The organism is Enterococcus sp. AZ177 (genome assembly GCF_050544585.1).
GTDB lineage: Bacteria > Bacillota > Bacilli > Lactobacillales > Enterococcaceae > Enterococcus_L > Enterococcus_L plantarum.
The window spans coordinates 1,064,898-1,081,756 of record NZ_CP172944.1; the positions used below are offsets into that span (position 1 = coordinate 1,064,898).

At 35.1% G+C, this 16,859-nt stretch carries 17 protein-coding genes and 1 pseudogene; 10 read left to right on the plus strand and 8 right to left on the minus strand.

What is annotated here, in order from left to right; all coding sequences use genetic code 11:
- Positions 1-266: 266 nt before the first annotated feature.
- The 4 genes from IGJ34_RS05180 to IGJ34_RS05195 form a co-directional block, all read right to left on the minus strand.
- The gene (locus tag IGJ34_RS05180; protein WP_206838351.1) at positions 267-1,982 is read right to left on the minus strand and encodes an ABC transporter permease/substrate binding protein; all 1,716 of its coding nucleotides are present in this window, start codon (positions 1,980-1,982) and stop codon (positions 267-269) included.
- A complete protein-coding gene (locus tag IGJ34_RS05185; RefSeq protein WP_069654675.1) occupies positions 1,975-3,165 on the minus strand; it encodes a quaternary amine ABC transporter ATP-binding protein in 1,191 nt (396 codons plus the stop codon). Before IGJ34_RS05185 ends, IGJ34_RS05180 begins: the two co-directional genes overlap by 8 nt.
- Before the next feature lie 328 nt (positions 3,166-3,493).
- The gene (locus IGJ34_RS05190) at positions 3,494-4,129 is read right to left on the minus strand and encodes a TrkA C-terminal domain-containing protein (RefSeq protein ID WP_111248015.1); all 636 of its coding nucleotides are present in this window, start codon (positions 4,127-4,129) and stop codon (positions 3,494-3,496) included.
- 17 nt (positions 4,130-4,146) lie between these two features.
- Positions 4,147-6,090: an ABC-F family ATP-binding cassette domain-containing protein gene (locus IGJ34_RS05195; protein ID WP_430598288.1), complete on the minus strand. Its 1,944-nt coding sequence runs from the start codon at positions 6,088-6,090 to the stop codon at positions 4,147-4,149.
- 216 nt (positions 6,091-6,306) lie between these two features.
- On the opposite strand from IGJ34_RS05195, the gene IGJ34_RS05200 reads away from it, so the two are divergent.
- Positions 6,307-6,972: a redox-sensing transcriptional repressor Rex gene (locus tag IGJ34_RS05200; protein WP_430598289.1), complete on the plus strand. Its 666-nt coding sequence runs from the start codon at positions 6,307-6,309 to the stop codon at positions 6,970-6,972.
- A gap of 54 nt (positions 6,973-7,026) precedes the next feature.
- Here the strand turns inward: IGJ34_RS05200 and IGJ34_RS05205 are convergent, their stop codons facing one another.
- Positions 7,027-7,695, minus strand: a complete 669-nt coding sequence (locus tag IGJ34_RS05205; protein ID WP_069654701.1) for a CPBP family intramembrane glutamic endopeptidase — start codon at positions 7,693-7,695, stop codon at positions 7,027-7,029.
- Between the two features lie 87 nt (positions 7,696-7,782).
- Complete coding sequence (locus IGJ34_RS05210; RefSeq protein ID WP_069654672.1) at positions 7,783-7,965, minus strand: hypothetical protein; 183 nt, start codon at positions 7,963-7,965, stop codon at positions 7,783-7,785.
- A gap of 224 nt (positions 7,966-8,189) precedes the next feature.
- On the opposite strand from IGJ34_RS05210, the gene groES reads away from it, so the two are divergent.
- Together groES and groL are read left to right on the plus strand one after the other, a co-directional pair.
- Positions 8,190-8,474 carry a co-chaperone GroES gene (groES, locus tag IGJ34_RS05215; RefSeq protein WP_069654671.1) on the plus strand — a complete coding sequence of 95 codons (285 nt, stop codon included), beginning with the start codon at positions 8,190-8,192 and terminating at the stop codon, positions 8,472-8,474.
- Between the two features lie 62 nt (positions 8,475-8,536).
- Positions 8,537-10,168, plus strand: a complete 1,632-nt coding sequence (gene groL, locus IGJ34_RS05220) for a chaperonin GroEL (RefSeq protein WP_430598290.1) — start codon at positions 8,537-8,539, stop codon at positions 10,166-10,168.
- A 68-nt stretch (positions 10,169-10,236) separates the two neighbouring features.
- Here groL and IGJ34_RS05225 read toward each other — a convergent pair whose 3' ends face one another.
- Positions 10,237-10,980 (minus strand): TraX family protein, encoded by a 744-nt coding sequence (locus IGJ34_RS05225; RefSeq protein WP_069654669.1) that lies wholly within the window; start codon positions 10,978-10,980, stop codon positions 10,237-10,239.
- Between the two features lie 642 nt (positions 10,981-11,622).
- On the opposite strand from IGJ34_RS05225, the gene IGJ34_RS05230 reads away from it, so the two are divergent.
- The 5 genes from IGJ34_RS05230 (at position 11,623) to IGJ34_RS05250 (ending at position 14,681) form a co-directional block, all read left to right on the plus strand.
- A complete protein-coding gene (locus IGJ34_RS05230) occupies positions 11,623-11,979 on the plus strand; it encodes a hypothetical protein (protein ID WP_430598291.1) in 357 nt (118 codons plus the stop codon).
- 86 nt (positions 11,980-12,065) lie between these two features.
- Complete coding sequence (locus tag IGJ34_RS05235) at positions 12,066-12,254, plus strand: hypothetical protein (RefSeq protein WP_430598292.1); 189 nt, start codon at positions 12,066-12,068, stop codon at positions 12,252-12,254.
- A 107-nt stretch (positions 12,255-12,361) separates the two neighbouring features.
- A complete protein-coding gene (locus IGJ34_RS05240; protein ID WP_430598293.1) occupies positions 12,362-12,802 on the plus strand; it encodes a hypothetical protein in 441 nt (146 codons plus the stop codon).
- Between the two features lie 250 nt (positions 12,803-13,052).
- Positions 13,053-13,904 (plus strand): HAD family hydrolase, encoded by an 852-nt coding sequence (locus IGJ34_RS05245; RefSeq protein WP_111247983.1) that lies wholly within the window; start codon positions 13,053-13,055, stop codon positions 13,902-13,904.
- A 141-nt stretch (positions 13,905-14,045) separates the two neighbouring features.
- On the plus strand, positions 14,046-14,681 hold the full coding sequence (locus tag IGJ34_RS05250; protein ID WP_430598294.1) for a hypothetical protein: 636 nt from the start codon (positions 14,046-14,048) through the stop codon (positions 14,679-14,681).
- A gap of 198 nt (positions 14,682-14,879) precedes the next feature.
- On the opposite strand, the pseudogene IGJ34_RS05255 reads toward IGJ34_RS05250, so the two are convergent.
- Positions 14,880-15,638: pseudogene (locus IGJ34_RS05255) on the minus strand (MerR family transcriptional regulator).
- Between the two features lie 191 nt (positions 15,639-15,829).
- Between IGJ34_RS05255 and IGJ34_RS05260 the strand changes: the two are divergent.
- Both IGJ34_RS05260 and IGJ34_RS05265 read left to right on the plus strand, forming a co-directional pair.
- On the plus strand, positions 15,830-16,186 hold the full coding sequence (locus IGJ34_RS05260; RefSeq protein ID WP_069654664.1) for a DUF1827 family protein: 357 nt from the start codon (positions 15,830-15,832) through the stop codon (positions 16,184-16,186).
- Between the two features lie 230 nt (positions 16,187-16,416).
- Positions 16,417-16,827, plus strand: coding sequence for a GtrA family protein (locus tag IGJ34_RS05265; RefSeq protein WP_430598295.1), 411 nt, complete (start codon positions 16,417-16,419; stop codon positions 16,825-16,827).
- The last annotated feature ends 32 nt before the right edge of the window (positions 16,828-16,859 follow it).

Below are 16,859 nucleotides of genomic sequence, written 5' to 3' on the forward strand. Positions count from 1 at the left end.
TGCAGAGGTCAAACGCGTATAAGTAGAGCAAAATGGTGATTTGACGATTGTCCGTAAAGGTGCCTCATTATTTACGGATGGCTTAGAGATAGAAGATGCATTGGAAGATATCAATAAAAATAGAGAGTAGCTGACAGATGAATTAGCGAAACAAACTATACGGATATTTCTAAGATTTGTGTAGCAGAATAGTTTAAGGAAATCTTCGAATCGTACCTTATACATAAAAAAAGAACTGACCACTTTTATTGTGATCAGTTCTTTTTTTATTTTTTCCACTCAGCAACTTCTTTTGAATGACTGTCGATCCAATTTCTAGCAGCTTGAGTTGGATCAGTTCCGTTATTGATTTCTAACATAACTGATTCCATATCTTCTTTTGTCCAATGGAAGTTTTTCAATACATTATAGGCTTCAGGATTTTCTTTTTCTAACCCTTTTCTAGCCATTGTATGGATTGCTTCTTCTGTTCCCATGGTTCCTTTTGGATCTTCTAAATATTTAAGATCGTATTTAGCAAACATCCAGTGAGGAGACCAACCAGTAATAACAATATCTTCTTTATTTTTGATAGCTTGTCCAAGCGCAACGGTCATTGCACCAGAAGAAGAGGTTTCAACAGACCAATCAGATAAGTTGTTATACGCTTTTTGCGTTTTTTCAGCGGCTGCAACGACACCTGCACCAGGTTCGATACCGGTGATTTTTTTACCAGCTTGATCGCTTAACTCTTCGATCGAGTCGACATCCATGTATTGTGGAACGACGATACCAAGTTTAGCACCTTTTAGGTTTTCACCTAAGTCCTCTACTTTGTCTTTGTATTGTTTGTATTGCTCTCCGTGAGTTCCAGGAAGCCATGCAGCAACCATTGCATCTGTTTCACCTTTTGAGATTGATTCCCACATAATAGCATTGTCCAAAGGTGTTAACGACACATTGTAGCCGATATCTTTTAGGACTTCACCGACAACGTGAGTAGAGGCAACTTCTGTATCCCATTCTACATAAGAAAGAGAAATAGTTTTTTCATCGTTTTTAGCAGATGTGAAAAGAGTTGAACCACCAATCAAAGCAATGATAGCAACAACCGCAATCACGATTCCGCCAATTTTTTGATTTTTAGATAGTTTTGATTTTACTGTCGTTGATTTTTTCTTATTTAAATTTTGCGTAAAGCGATCGATGATAATTGCTAGAATTACTAAAGCAACACCGTTAACAAATCCATTTCCGACTTGAGCACGTTGTAGGGCAGATAGAACACCACGACCTAGACCAGGAGCTCCGATCATTGAGGCGATAACCACCATTGAAAGTGCCAACATTGTTGTTTGGTTGACTCCAGCCATGATTGTACTTTTAGCCAATGGTAATTCAAGTTTGAATAGTTTTTGCCATCCTGTGCTACCAAATGAATCAGAAGCTTCAACTAATTCTTTCGGTACTTGGCGAATACCAAGATTGGTAAAACGAACGGTAGGCGGTAAAGCAAAGATTACTGAGGCAAACACCCCAGGTACCATACCGATTCCGAAAAATGCAACTGCAGGAATTAAATAAACAAATCCTGGCATTGTTTGCATGAAATCTAAAATAGGTGTAATAATACTTTGTGCTTTATTGCTTTTTGCCATTAAAATACCAAGTGGCACTCCGATTACAATAGAAACGACACTAGATAGTAAAACTAACGTTACGGTACTCATCAAATCTGTCCATAAATTTTGGTTATAAATGAAAAGTAACCCAATTAATGTAAACAAACTCAACCCAATTTTTCTATTAGATATAAAGTATGCAATTGCTGTTATGATAAGAATAAATAGTAATGGTGGAATCATAACGAGTAGTGATGTAATGCCATCCATTAAACTTTGACCTGTTGATTGGAAGAAACTGAACACACCAGAAAAAGTATTTGTCATCCATTCTGTGATCGTTTCGACCCAATTTGCGACTGGTAATTGATAGTTATTCATTGATATTCACCTCTGTTTCTGCTAATGCTTCAAGAACACTGCCTCGAATGACGACGCCAAGCAATTTATTGTTGTCCGTTACAGCAACTGGTGTAGGTGAATCATAGATGATTGGGAAGATATCATTCACGAGCATATCTTTATCGATTGTAGTGATATCTGCATCCACATAATCAGTTAAAGGTTTACCTGCTTTACGAGCTTCTAGTGCACGCTCAGCCCTAACTACACCTTTTAATTGACGTTTTTTATCAACGGCTAAAAGCATACTGACTTCTTCTTGACGCATACGAGTCAAAGCAACGGTTGGACCATCGATTTCAATATTTGTTGTTAATGCTGGCACCATAATATTTTGAGCGGTTAAAACTTTCGAACGGTCTACATCTTCGACGAACGTACGAACATAGTCATTAGCTGGATTTGTTAAAATTTCTTCACCAGTACCAATTTGCATGATTTGACCATCTTTCATTAAAGCAATTCGGTCACCGATACGTAACGCTTCATTCAAATCATGTGTGATAAAGATGATCGTCTTTTTCACGTTGTCCTGTAAATCGACTAACTCATCTTGCATTTCTCGACGAATCAATGGATCAAGAGCGGAAAAGGCTTCATCCATTAGCAAAATTTCTGGATCGTTAGCTAAGGCTCTAGCTAATCCGACACGCTGTTGCATCCCACCAGATAATTGATTGGGAAACTGGTCTTTAAAAGCTAATAAACTTGAATTTTCCAACGCTTTTTCTGCTTTAGCCGTTCGCTCTTCTTTTGGAACGCCACGTACTTCTAAACCGTATTCCGTATTTTCCAAAATTGTACGGTGAGGGAAGAGACCAAAATTTTGGAAAACCATGCTCATCTTATTTCGACGAACCTCTCTAAGTCCTTCTTTATCCAATTTTGCAATTTCTTGGTTATCGATAAAAATATCTCCTGAAGTTGGTTCGATCAAACGATTCAATAAACGGATCAAGGTAGATTTACCACTACCAGAAAGACCCATGATAACGAAAATCTCTCCTTCTTCTACTTCAAAATTGACATCGTAAACTCCGACTGTAGCACCGGTCTTTTTCAAGATTTCGGTCTTATCTTTGTTTTCTTTGATCATTTCCAGTGCTTGTTTTGATTTTTTACCGAATATTTTTGTTAAATGCGATACTTTTACTTTGGGCAAAACAAAATTCCTCCTTATTTTTAAAAGCTGAGTAGGTTCGTCCAGCTCCGAAGCTAGATAACTCTAAAAGCGTAGTAATATCGTTCAGTCTCTTCAAGAAGATTTGGAAAAAAGATTTCGACATTTTTTATCCATCCTGAAAGACTAACTGATGAAACTAGCTAACGTTAAAACTTTATTTACATGTAAAGAAAATCATTTTCTTTTCTGTAAAAAAAGTGACCATTCTAGATTAACATCGTGTAGTCACTTTGTCAAATTAGGGGCATTTAGATGAGAAACTAAAAAGAACAGTCAAACTTTAAAGAGTTCAACTGTTCTTTTTGTATTATGAATTAGGATAGAAAAAATTCTGAACACGCTGTAATGTTGATTCATGACCAACGAAATAAATTGTATCGCCAGAGGTAAGTTTTGCATACGGACCAGGAGAAACAAGTAATTCATCCCCATGTTTGATTGCGATCAAAGTAGCAGAAGTACTTTGCCACAGGTTTAATTCACTGATTGTCATTTCAAGATGAGATGCTTCGTCGGTCAGTGTAAATGTTACTGGATTTAATGGATTGAGTGAATCAAAACGCTTCGTCTGGTCAACAAGTTTATCCAGTATTTCCGAGAATTGACTTAACTCTTCTTTTTGTTTTTTGACACTCGCAATCAGATCATCTTTTAAATCATGAATCGATTGGACATCTTGGTATTGGTCGACGAAGAGCTTGGCTTTTTCCATTGAGTGAACATAAAACCCACTACCGTGTTTCGCTTGGACAATTTCCAAATCAACTAAGACACTGATTGCCTTTCGGGCTGTCTCAGGAGAAACACTGTATTTATTTGCCAGAGTAGAGCGTGCATGAATTTTGTCTCCAACTGTAAATGTTTGATCAGCAATCTTAGCTGCGACATCTACAGCAATTTGCTGATACTTAGGTTTCGTTACATTCATACGTTTTAAAGTCATATGAAACCTGCCTTTCGTCAATTATTTTCTTCTGCTTCTTCAAGTTCTAAGCTAAGATTTTCCCAGTCTGTCAGCAATTGTTCTTGTTGTGACCGTTGTGATTCTAATTCTTCATTTAATGACATTAGCTGCATATGATCATCCACAAGTGCGGGATCACTCATCGATTGTTCTAATTGTGCTATCGTTGTGTCCAATGCTGCTAAGTTTTCTTCGATTTTTGTTATTTTACGATTTAAATGACGCAAGATTTTTTGTTGTTCTTTATTTTGATAAAAATCATTTTTAGGTTTTGCGATTTCAGTTTGTTTTACAGAGGATTGCTCAGCTAATAGTGTAGCCAATTCTTCTTCTTCTTTTTTCTTCTCTAAATAGTAATCATAATCGCCCAAATAAAGTTTGCTACCAGACTCAGATAGTTCAATGACTTTCGTTGCAATACGATTTATGAAATAACGGTCATGTGAAACAAAAAGAAGGGTTCCTTCGTAATCAATCAAAGCATTTTCCAAAACTTCTTTATTATCGATATCTAAATGGTTTGTCGGTTCATCAAGAATCAAGAAGTTTTCTTTATCCATTGATAATTTTGCTAGGGCAACGCGCGCTTTTTCTCCACCACTTAGAAGAGGGATGGTTTTTTCGACATCATTTCCACTGAATAAAAAACTGCCTAGAATATTACGAATATCTTTTTCGGGTGTAGTAGGATGCTCATCCCAAAGTTCAGCTAAAACTGTTTTTGTCCCATGCAAGTTCGCTTGCTCTTGGTCATAATAACCAATTTGAACATTCGTTCCTAATGTTGCATTTCCCTTAATGAAAGGAATCGTTCCAATGATCGATTTTAATAAAGTCGATTTGCCGATTCCGTTAGGTCCAACTAAAGCAATGGCTTCTTGACGACGTATATCGAGTGAAACAGGTTCTGATAGGATATGGCTGTCATAACCTATCGCAGCGTCTTCTACTTGGAGGACAACATTTCCAGAAACTTTCTCGATGGCAAAAAGAAAATTAGCTGATTTTTCATCGCCTTGAGGTCGGTCTAAACGCTCCATTTTCTCTAGGGTTTTTCTACGACTTTGTGCTCTTTTAGTTGTGGATGCTCTGACTAAATTTCGGGCTACGAAATCTTCCAATTTGTTGATTTCGGTTTGTTGTTTCTCGTAGGCTTTCCATTCACTAGTCAGTTGCTCTGCTTTTAATGCTAAATATTTTGAGTAATTGCCTTTGTAATAACGCATTTTGTGGCGACTGATTTCATAAACTTCAGACACTACTTTATCTAGAAAATATCGGTCATGTGAAACTATCAAGAGGGCTCCAGAGTAGCTAGGCAAATAATTCTCTAACCATGAAAGGGTATCAATGTCTAAGTGGTTAGTCGGTTCATCCAGAATCAGAATATCTGGTTTTTGCAGTAACATCCGCGCTAAAGCTAAACGTGTTTTTTGCCCCCCCGATAATGTACTGATATTTTTTGAATAAAATTCTTCTTTAAATCCAAAACCATGCAAAACTGACCGAATCTCATTTTCATAGCCATAACCATTTTTTTCTGAAAAGTCATGTTGCAAGCGATCATATTCTTTCATAATCGATTCATATTTTGAATCATCAGGCAGCAGTTCACTGATAATCAATTCAAGTTCACGCATTCGTTTTTCCATTGTGATGACTTCTACAAATGCTTCTAGCATTTCATCCCAAACGGTCTTATCTGAATCAAGTCCAGTATCTTGGGCTAAATAACCCAGACTGGCTGTTTTATTTTTAGCAATCGTACCAGCATCGGGTGTGTCGATTCCTGCGATTATTTTTAGCAGAGTAGATTTACCAGCACCGTTACGGCCAACTAAAGCTATTCGGCTATTTGTACTGATTTCCATTTGTATGTTATCAAACAAAGTGTCTGCGCCGAAATAACGGGCGATTTGATTTGCTTGGAGTAAAATCATGTGGTAACCTCATTTCTATTTCAATGCCTTAAGTGTAGCATAAATTGACCGGAAAAAGCATCCATCCAACGACTAGAGAGAAAAATAATCAGAACAATTTTAAGAAAGTTTGAAAAATATTGCTTTTTTTGAGCTGTAAGATTGCTTTTTATCTGGAACAACTGCTATTATGAGAGATGGATATTTGTGTATATTTAGAGTATTGGAGGTACGATTGTGAAAGACCAAATTATTCCAAAAGCAACGGCAAGACGCCTTCCCCTATATTATCGTTATTTGAGAATTCTGCATGATGCAGGCAAAAATAAAGTTTCATCTACTGAACTAAGTGAAGCAGTACAAGTAGACAGCGCAACGATTCGACGAGATTTTTCTTATTTTGGCGAATTAGGCAAGCGTGGTTATGGTTACGATGTGGAAAACTTGATGAATTTCTTTGCAAAAACATTGAATGATGATGAGCTAACCAATGTAGCTTTGATTGGTGTAGGTAACTTAGGAAGTGCCTTATTGAAGTATAAATTTCATCAAAGTAACAGTATTCGTGTCAGCTGCGCATTTGATGTTAACGACGACATCGTTGGCAGAATCGTAGATGGTATTCCGGTTTATCCAATGACGGATATGATGGAACAGATTCGCATACAGCAAATTGAGGTCGCAATTTTGACCCTTCCAGCAAGAAAAGCACAAGAAGTGGTTAGTCAATTAGCAGATGCTGGGGTTAAAGGGATTCTGAACTTTACAGCAGCTCGTTTAGTAGCACCAACAGATGTGTTGATTCAAAATGTTGATTTGACCAACGAATTACAAACGTTGATTTACTTCTTGCATCATGATAATGAATTAGCTGGTACTGAAATCGAAGACGAAAAAGAATAATATAAAACCCCTATGGTTGCACTCTTTAAAAAAGGCAATCATAGGGGAATTTTTTTATTTAGGTAATTCAATATTTGCGTAATGCATAACGAGTTGAGCAATCACAACTAGCGTATTCATGCCACAATGAGCGATGATCGAGGTCCAAATTTTCCCAGTCATTTTATATAATAGAGCAAAGAAGAAGCCCATGAAAAAATAGACAAAGAAATGACCATCTTGATGAATAACAGAGAATAAAGAAGAACTAATGATTGCCGCAATCCAAAAACCAGTGTACGTTTCAGTCAAACCAATCAAAGAACGACGAAAAACAAATTCTTCCATGATAGGACCACCAATCGTAGTTGCTAGGATAAACAAAGGATTCGCTAGAATAACGGCAATAATATTTTGTGTATTTTGTGAACTAGGTTCTGCACCTGTAATCGCTGTTTCGATACCAAAAACGACGGCTTGAATAATCATTGCTAAGAAAATACCACTGACACCTAGTAAGTAGATGAAAACGGGTGAAGTCAATTTGGCTTCCTTTTCTACTGTTGTAACGGCAGTATTTTTATTTATAATGTAGAGCCAAATCATCAAGCCAGCACCTAAGATATAAGTGAAGGTTGTACCACTGATTACGATATCAGATGAAAAAGGGCTAAAAATATAGGGAGAAAAAAATACAAGTCCGTATAGAAGGACCATGGATAAACTTACTTTTTTTATAGACATATTTTTAGGCATATAAACAGAAAACTCCTTTCATTAATTGCAGAATGTAAAAAGTATACCATAGTTGACATTTGTTTCGTATGACTATTATTTTTTATGATTATTGCGATAGCCTAATAGCAGAAAGATAAATACGAAGAAAAAGGCTGCTTCCCATAATGTCGTTGTCCAGTCGAAACGCCTGCTTACTCCAAAAAAGAAATTACCAACATTCGCAATGATGAGGTAAAGTGCTGTTATTGTTAAAGCTCCTGTAATTCTTTGTTTCATTTCAATCGCCTCTCTTTCTGTTCTTATTTTACCATGAAATGAACGGTAGAAAAGAAATATATCAATTTAAGAACAGAAACTTTCGTTTTTTGACCGATTATTGAATAAAATTAGTCAAAAGACTTGCAAAATGAAAAGGAAATGAGTATTATAAATAGTGTGAGTTAGCACTCGATAACTAAGAGTGCTAAAAAGATAAATATTTTTTTATGGAGGGATTTATTGTGTTAAAACCATTAAGCGATCGCGTCGTTATTGAAGTCGCGAAAGAAGAAGAAAAAACAGTAGGGGGAATCGTCTTAGCATCAGCTGCTAAAGAAAAGCCTCAGACAGGAAAAGTTATCGCAGTAGGTGAAGGCCGTGTATTAGAAAACGGTACAAAAGTTCCTGCCGATGTTAAAGAAGGCGACACAGTAATGTTTGAAAAATATTCAGGAACAGAAGTTAAATATGAAGGAAATGATTATTTGATCGTTTCTGGTAAAGACATCATTGCGATTGTTGAGTAATCCATTTTTAATAAAAAAACCATTTTAAATAGAAAAAATAAAATTTTTGAGGTGAAGGAATTATGGCAAAAGAAATCAAATTTGCAGAAGATGCACGTGCAGCAATGCTTCGTGGAGTAGATATTTTAGCAGACACAGTAAAAGTAACATTAGGTCCTAAAGGCCGTAACGTTGTTTTAGAAAAATCATTTGGATCACCACTTATTACAAATGATGGTGTTACGATTGCAAAAGAAATCGAACTAGAAGATCATTTTGAAAATATGGGGGCGAAATTAGTTTCTGAAGTTGCTTCTAAAACAAATGATATCGCTGGAGATGGAACAACTACTGCAACAGTATTGACCCAAGCTATCGTTCGTGAAGGATTGAAAAATGTAACTGCTGGTGCGAATCCTCTAGGAATTCGTCGTGGTATCGAATTGGCTACAAAAACGGCAGTCGAAGAGTTACACAACATTTCAACAGTTGTTGATTCAAAAGAAGCAATTGCACAAGTTGCTGCTGTTTCTTCTGGTTCTGACGGTGTAGGACAATTAATTGCGGATGCAATGGAAAAAGTCGGTAACGATGGTGTCATCACAATCGAAGAATCAAAAGGAATCGAAACTGAACTAGACGTAGTTGAAGGAATGCAATTTGACCGTGGTTACTTATCTCAATACATGGTAACAGACAATGATAAAATGGAAGCTGTCTTAGAAAATCCATATATCTTGATTACAGATAAAAAAATCTCTAATATTCAAGATATCTTGCCTTTGTTAGAACAAATTTTACAACAAAGCCGTCCATTATTAATTATTGCTGATGATGTTGATGGAGAAGCTTTACCAACACTTGTTTTAAATAAAATTCGTGGAACATTCAATGTTGTTGCTGTAAAAGCACCAGGATTTGGTGATCGTCGTAAAGCAATGCTTGAAGATATTGCTATGTTAACAGGAGCCACAGTAATCACTGACGATCTAGGTCTTGAATTAAAAGATACAACAATCGAAAACCTTGGAAATGCAAGCAAAGTTGTTGTAGACAAAGACAATACAACGATTGTTGAAGGCGCTGGTGAAAAAGCTGGTATCGATGCTCGAGTTCAATTGATCAAAAATCAAATTGCAGAAACAACATCTGATTTTGACCGTGAAAAATTACAAGAACGCTTGGCTAAATTAGCTGGTGGTGTTGCGGTAGTTAAAGTTGGTGCTGCAACTGAAACAGAATTAAAAGAATTAAAATTACGTATTGAAGATGCATTGAATGCTACTCGTGCTGCCGTTGAAGAAGGTATGGTTTCTGGTGGTGGTACAGCGCTTGTAAATGTTATCGGAAAAGTAGCTGCTTTAGAGGCAGAAGGCGATGTAGCAACTGGTGTGAAAATCGTTGTTCGTGCTTTAGAAGAACCAATCCGTCAAATTGCTGAAAATGCTGGATATGAAGGCTCAGTAATCGTTGATAAATTAAAAAATATCGAGTTAGGTACTGGGTTTAATGCTGCTAATGGCGAATGGGTAAACATGGTCGAAGCTGGAATCGTTGATCCAACGAAAGTAACGCGTTCAGCATTACAAAACGCTGCATCAGTAGCTGCCTTGTTATTAACAACAGAAGCAGTTGTCGCAGATAAACCAGAACCGGCAGGAGCAAGTGGTATGCCACCAATGGACCCTTCTATGGGAATGGGCGGTATGATGTAATCAAGCAATAGCTAAATCAAAAAGCAGTTTAACATGTAACAATGTTAAACTGCTTTTTGATTTTATACTTAGGTGAAATGAGGAATAATCAAAAACTGTTGAATCCCTATTAATACCAACAAATGAACTGGATAAAACCAATAAAAAAAATATTTCCACTGTTTTCCGCGTTGTCCATTGTAAAAATAAATCAGGATAAAGGCAAATAGCCCAAACCAACTATTTTGTAAAAGGACCAATGCCCCTAAAAGACATTTTAATAGCAGAAAATCTCTTAATAGATATAAAACGACAATCAACAAAATACCAATCCAACCACCATAATCACTTCGCAACCATTCGGCTAAATAAATTCCAGTCCCAACAATAGCAATAGAGAATAGCACATTTTTTATGGAGTAATCTTGTAATTTCTCCAACCCAATGATTACCAATAAACCAATCAACAATGTGAAAAAGACATTTTGACTTTCTAGATCAATGACTTGATGAGAAAAAGCCAAATCATACGGTATCTCAGAAACTAAAGCAAATAGACACAAACGGATCAGATACTTTTTAGTATTTGAAGTATGGATAAATCCCTCTACTAATAAAAAACAGAATAAAGGAAAAGCAAGCCTTCCAATCAGAATAAAAATTGGAAAGATTTCTTGGCTTAGTTGAATCAGAGAACTCGTTTCATTCCCATAAGGAACAGAATGTGTAAAAAAAGGGTGAAAAGAAATAATTTTTGCTGTATGATCCAGCAACATAGCAATGATAGCGATCCATTTTAATTGACTACCTGAGAAAAAGGGTTTTGTTTCCAATAATCGTGCTCCTTATCAATAGGTTATGTAGATATATCATTTTACCATAAAATTTTTCTTGCAGGTTCGAAAAATACTAAAAGATGGTTGCAATTGATTAAATCTCTTTTTCAAAGATTAATAGGAAAGGGAATATTACATTTAAGGGGGTGATCCTTTAAGAATGGGCTTTATCCATGAAGGGAAAGAGTGAATATGTTATTAATAGTAATATATATCTAATAAAAAATATGATTTTGATATAAAATAGTGTAAAATAAAATATTTATTGTTATAATGATGTTGACTATAAATCAAAAATTTTTTTCTTGGATGTAGCAGTTATAAGAAAATAATGAATCTAACAAAGATGTAATCGCTTTCTAATTAGAACTACTAATTTATTCTATATCAAAATGAGAACACAGTCTATAAAGAACAAGTTCGTTTTTTATCACGTTTTTAATAATTTTGATAAAAAATGAGAATACTGGAGGTTTATTTTTAGTAATAAATAAAAATTGGCTGGATCTAACGATAAATTCTTCTATTTTGATTGTATGTTATCCAATAATTATTGACCGATATAGATTTAGAAAAAAGATTTATATTTTTTAGCCATCAAAATTTTTCGGAAAGGCTGTTATAAGTTGAGCAGAAAAGGTGAAAATATATATAAATGTATTGATGCGAAAAAAAATCAAGCGATCAACATATTCAAGTTACCGTTTACGGATGGATAAATACATTATTCCTTTTCTAGTGAAAAAGCAATTGACTCTTGTGAAAAGTCGAGATGTTGAAGAGTTTGTAAACTATTTAACAGGTTTGAATTTATCCCCTGCAACGATTCATTCGATTGTGACTGTCTTAAAAAGCGCAATGAACAAAGCAAGTATGGAAAACAATTCAATTTTGGATATTCCAAAATTAATCAAACAAAAAAGTAAAGAAATTTATGTTGGAAACGGACTTGAAGGTGTTAGTTTATATGAATTAAAAGATGATCGTGATGTTTAATTGATTCCAGCAAAGGATGTCTTCAAAGAGGCAAAAGCTGTTCCAATCGTCGTGTTCAATGAAGCAGAGAAAGTAGAGGACAAATAATGAAACGAAACGCCTATCTTTTATGTGTGGTGATAATCGTAGGTGCGCTAATGATTAGTGGCTGTTCTTCTAAAAAACAGACAGGCCCAGTCGAACATCAGCAGCTTACCTGGCATGAAAAACGAGATAAACCATTTGGAACGTTTGATTATCCTAAAATTAAGGAAAACGAAGCCTTGATTTATTAGAAAACAAGTTTAAAGTAAAAATTCCAAAGTTTATCTCACAAGTCAAAGGGATGCTGCAAAATGATGTTATGACTGAAGGCATGTAAACAGGAGTTTCTGAATATACAATGTACGCTTCAAGTGTCGAACTAAAAGTGTGGGCCTATTATCCCTTGAATGAAGGAAACGAGCTAAGCGTTTTTGCGCTAGTAGATTTAAAATATTCATTTAATAAAGAGAAAAAAGAAGTCTGGTTGACTTCGCAAAGTCTTTCAATGACAACTTACGGTGAGAAAATAGCCTATCCTAAAGACAATTATGATGAATTATTAGCAAAAAGTACAGAAATCATTGACTTGCCTAATGAATTGTCCAATAGATCAATTCAACATTTTAAAGAAGATTACAAAGAAGTCGCGAAACGACCGACGTCAGCAAAGGCTGTAGTATACAGCAATGATAAAGAGGCTGTAGAAAAAAAGAAGGTGTCACAATCATTATTGGGAGGGGTTGACAGTAAGCAGGAGTTAAAAGAGCTTTATGCGACGATCGTTGATTACACGGACTAAGTTTGTATGAATAGAACAAAAAGTCAAAACAGCAATTAAGCGAATCTGTATAAATAACCGATGTAGTTAGCGGCTATTTATACAGATTTTTTAACTTTCTTCGTTTAAACGGACAACTGTAAAAATGAAGAAAGTTAAAAATTTTCAAAGAAATTATGCTATACTCAGATAGTTGAAATAAAAAGGCTTACTCTTATTTTATCTTGTTCCCAAAGGGGTGATGAGCCAATAAAGAAAAGGAGCTTAATGAATGAACATTGTGTTTTGTGATATAGATGGAACATTTCAGGATTTGGCTGGCGAAGTGCCGAAAGTCAATTATGATGCGATTTACGCATTACAAAAACAAGGGGATCATTTTGTGTTTATCAGTGGCCGTGGTTATGCACAATTGACAGAATTGATGGATGAATTAGACAGTGAGTGCGATGTTATTTTTAGTAATGGTGGGGGACATAAATTAGTTGGTGAACCCGTTCAATATAATCATTGTGTATCCATGACTGAATGCGAGAGAGTCATCGCCATTTTAGAAGCACGGAATATTTTTTATCATATTCACACAAATGAAGGAATCATTTTAAAACCAGTTGAAAATTATGAAGCGAATATTTTAGCCTTGAGGAAAAAACTTGAAGTGATGGGGGAAGCAGGCAAACAAATCATGGATTTTAAAGAAGCCTTCTTCAAAGAACAATGTCAACATGTAGAAGATCCCTTTACCTATTTGACTGAACATCCAGACTTAAAAGTGATGAAAATAGAATTGATGGAAGCAAGCGATGAGGAACATGAACGACTACGTGAGGTATTGAGTAGTGAGTCAGCGGAAGTTTTTTCTTCCTTTACACAATGCTTAGAAATCGTCGATCCAAAGAGCAGCAAAGGAAATGCAATCAAAGAATTTATGAAGAATTTCCCAGATGCGCGTAGCTATGGTATTGGTGATGGCGAAAACGATTTAGCGATGTTGGCTGTTGTCGATATTCCTGTTGCAGTTGGGAATGCGAAGGAAATTGTCAAAGAGCAATGTCAGCGGGTCATCGGTGATTGTTTAGAGGGTGGCGTGGGTACATTCATTTTTGAAGAAATCATCAAGTAGCAAGATTCGTTGAGATCATCAACAGATAAAAATGCAGATTGTCAGGAAGTACTTTCTGTGAGAATCTTAAAGCAAGGAACGGTTTATAAAATAGTATGATGCTTTAGGTAGGAAATCGATTTAAAACTTGGGGGAGTAACAATGAAAGAAATAAAAGAGAATGTGGCGCATGATTTACAGTATTATCAATCTGGAATCAGACAGTTGTATATGAAGCATTACCAAAAATATTTATTATTTTTACTAGCCATTATGTTGGTAACAGCTATTGGGATCGGGGCATCTGAATTTTTTATTAGATGGCTTTTAGTATTTTTATTTTTGCTGGAGATAGGCGCAGTCGTCTATTTACTTCGTTACTTACGTGCAGAAGTGTTTGATGCGTATTTTCAACGGATTGAAAAGCAATTACCCGAAGAATTTAAACAAATGGAGTCGATCGAAATTCAAGAAGATGATCAATCTTACTATTTTCTAGGCGATCAAGAATTATATGTAAAGCTAAAAAAGAAGAACAGCAGAAATTTCCCATCAAAAATCAGACAGTATACGTTGTTAGTTGGTTTTACCGATGAATTAGATGAAAATATTCTGGAACAACCACTGTATTTTTTCTATTATGATATTACGCAAATCAAACACTCTGACAGTTATAAGCAAGCGCGTTTAAAAAATGCTAATTTTATTGCTAAACAGAGAAAGCGAAGACTTAAATCGGCAGCAATCACGATTTTTTTATTAATTTTATTCGGTTTGGCTTTTGTAGGAATGTTTTAGGATTAGTGGGAATGATCTAGAAAGAAACTAATGTTTTATAATACGTTCATTAGATTTAAGGAGGTTGGAACAGAAGTGTTTATTTCCGAAGGAGTTGCTTCTGCACCCACCATTTATTCGATTACTAAGAGCCTGAAACATAACGTTTTTAGTTATGTCCCAGGCTCCTTAAAACGATTCATAGGTTTAGTCATTTCTCTATTGTGTAAAATGTTGAATTAGTTGGTTTAGTGTTTGAGCAGTAGAATTTCCTGCTCGGTCATCGTAGTAAGCAGCAAAACGTTCATCACTAATGTATAGTTCTCCTAGGCCTCTATGCATTTCTATTGAATAAACTGGTGAAGTATATTGAAGCCATTCTCTATGTTTCAAGAAGGCTGTTTCTGCTTCTTGTGATCGATAGTCTTTGGTGTCTAGCACGATCTTCAAGGCTACAAACATCTCCTTCTCAGCAAGTTTCATACCTGCAAAATCTTCTTCTGTTAAGTTTAACCATTTTTTATTAGAGGCTTCAACAGTATATTCGCTGTATTTTTCACGTATTTCTTTGCCATATCTTTGTTCATTTTCTAGTCGTTTTTCTTGTTTGAATCCTACAAATTTTTCTTTATCTGTCATAGTCGTTTCTCCTTTTTTATAACTGATTGTTTTTTCTACAGTTAGAATCTGATAATCGAGCTGTTGACGCTTTTCCAATGACTGGTGATAATGTTCCTGTAGTGCATGCTCGGGATCGTAATTTGGATTGTTCAGTAGTTTTTGGATTACTTCTAGTTTTAAATCTAATGAACGATAAAAAAGGATTTGCTGCAGCTTGTCGATTTATTTCGTACCGTAAATACGATAACCAGAAGAATTGAGATACGCAGGTTTTAACAGGTCGATTTCGTCATAATAACGCAATGTTCGGGTACTGATTCCGGATAGTTCAGCAATTTTTTTGATCGTATAGTCCATCTGTTTCACTCCCGTTTGAAATGAGTATAAACCTTTACTTAACGTTAAGGTCAAGTCTTTTTTATAGCATAACATAGTTTTTATTTTTTTATGAAAACTCACTTTTTGATTTACAAAGGGTCAAGGAAAGAGTAAAATTTTTATGTAAAGTTATCAAGACAAACTATTAAACTTAGGAAGGAGCGGAGCAAATGAAATTAATTGAAACACCAATCAATAGAAATCTAGACTTAGAGTATTTTTATCCAAATATCACTAAGTTCGTTTTTGGTACAAAAGCGATTAAATTTTTTAAATTATATGCATTAGACCGGACTCAAATTGTCTACGCTGATGCCTTTGATAAAATCGACATCATCATGATTAACACTAAAAAGAAGATTACCAAAAAAGAAATTGATTATGTGATTAAAAAGTTGTTAAATACAACAAGAGAAGAAGTAACCGTTCATATTGGCGTTAAAAATGACATGCAACAAAAAGGATATTCTTTCAGTGCACCAAGAAAAGATATCATTGTCATTCAAAAAAATGTTGATCCGTCATAAGAAAATTTGAGACCTTGCTAAAAGTTGGACGACGGCTTTTTCAAGGTTTTTTGTTTAGTCAGAATGTGTTAAATGAACGAAAGAATAGCGTCAATCAGTTTGGTGAATGAACTTTTTTCTCTGATTATGTGAAAGTGATTGAATAATGAACGATGATAAACTAGAAAATCAGTAGGATTTCTATCTTATCTTTGATAAAATAAGGAGAAAAACGAAAGGAAGCGTGGACGTTGAAAGAATTATTTCATAAATATAAAGAAGTAATATCATATTTGGTTTTTGGTGTAGCAACAACGATAGTGAATATAGTGATTTTTTTCATCTGTAAAGATATCTTAGGGATCGACTATAAAATAAGCAATGCAATCGGCTGGTTTTTATCTGTGTTGTTCGCATTTTTCACCAATAAATATTTTGTTTTTGCGAGTAATCATGAGGATATTGGTTCTTTTATTCGAGAAATGCTATTGTTTTATTGGTATCGTATTTTGTCATTTGTCGTAGACATGGCATTAATGGTTTTAATGATCGAATGGCTGCATATTTCAGATTTTTGGGCAAAGATGGTGACACAAGTGGTAGTTGTGGTATTGAATTACTTTTTCAGTAAGTTTTTTATCTTCAAGAAAAAACTATCTTAAAAATCAGGTTTTAGTTAAAAAGGTAGCTTTTT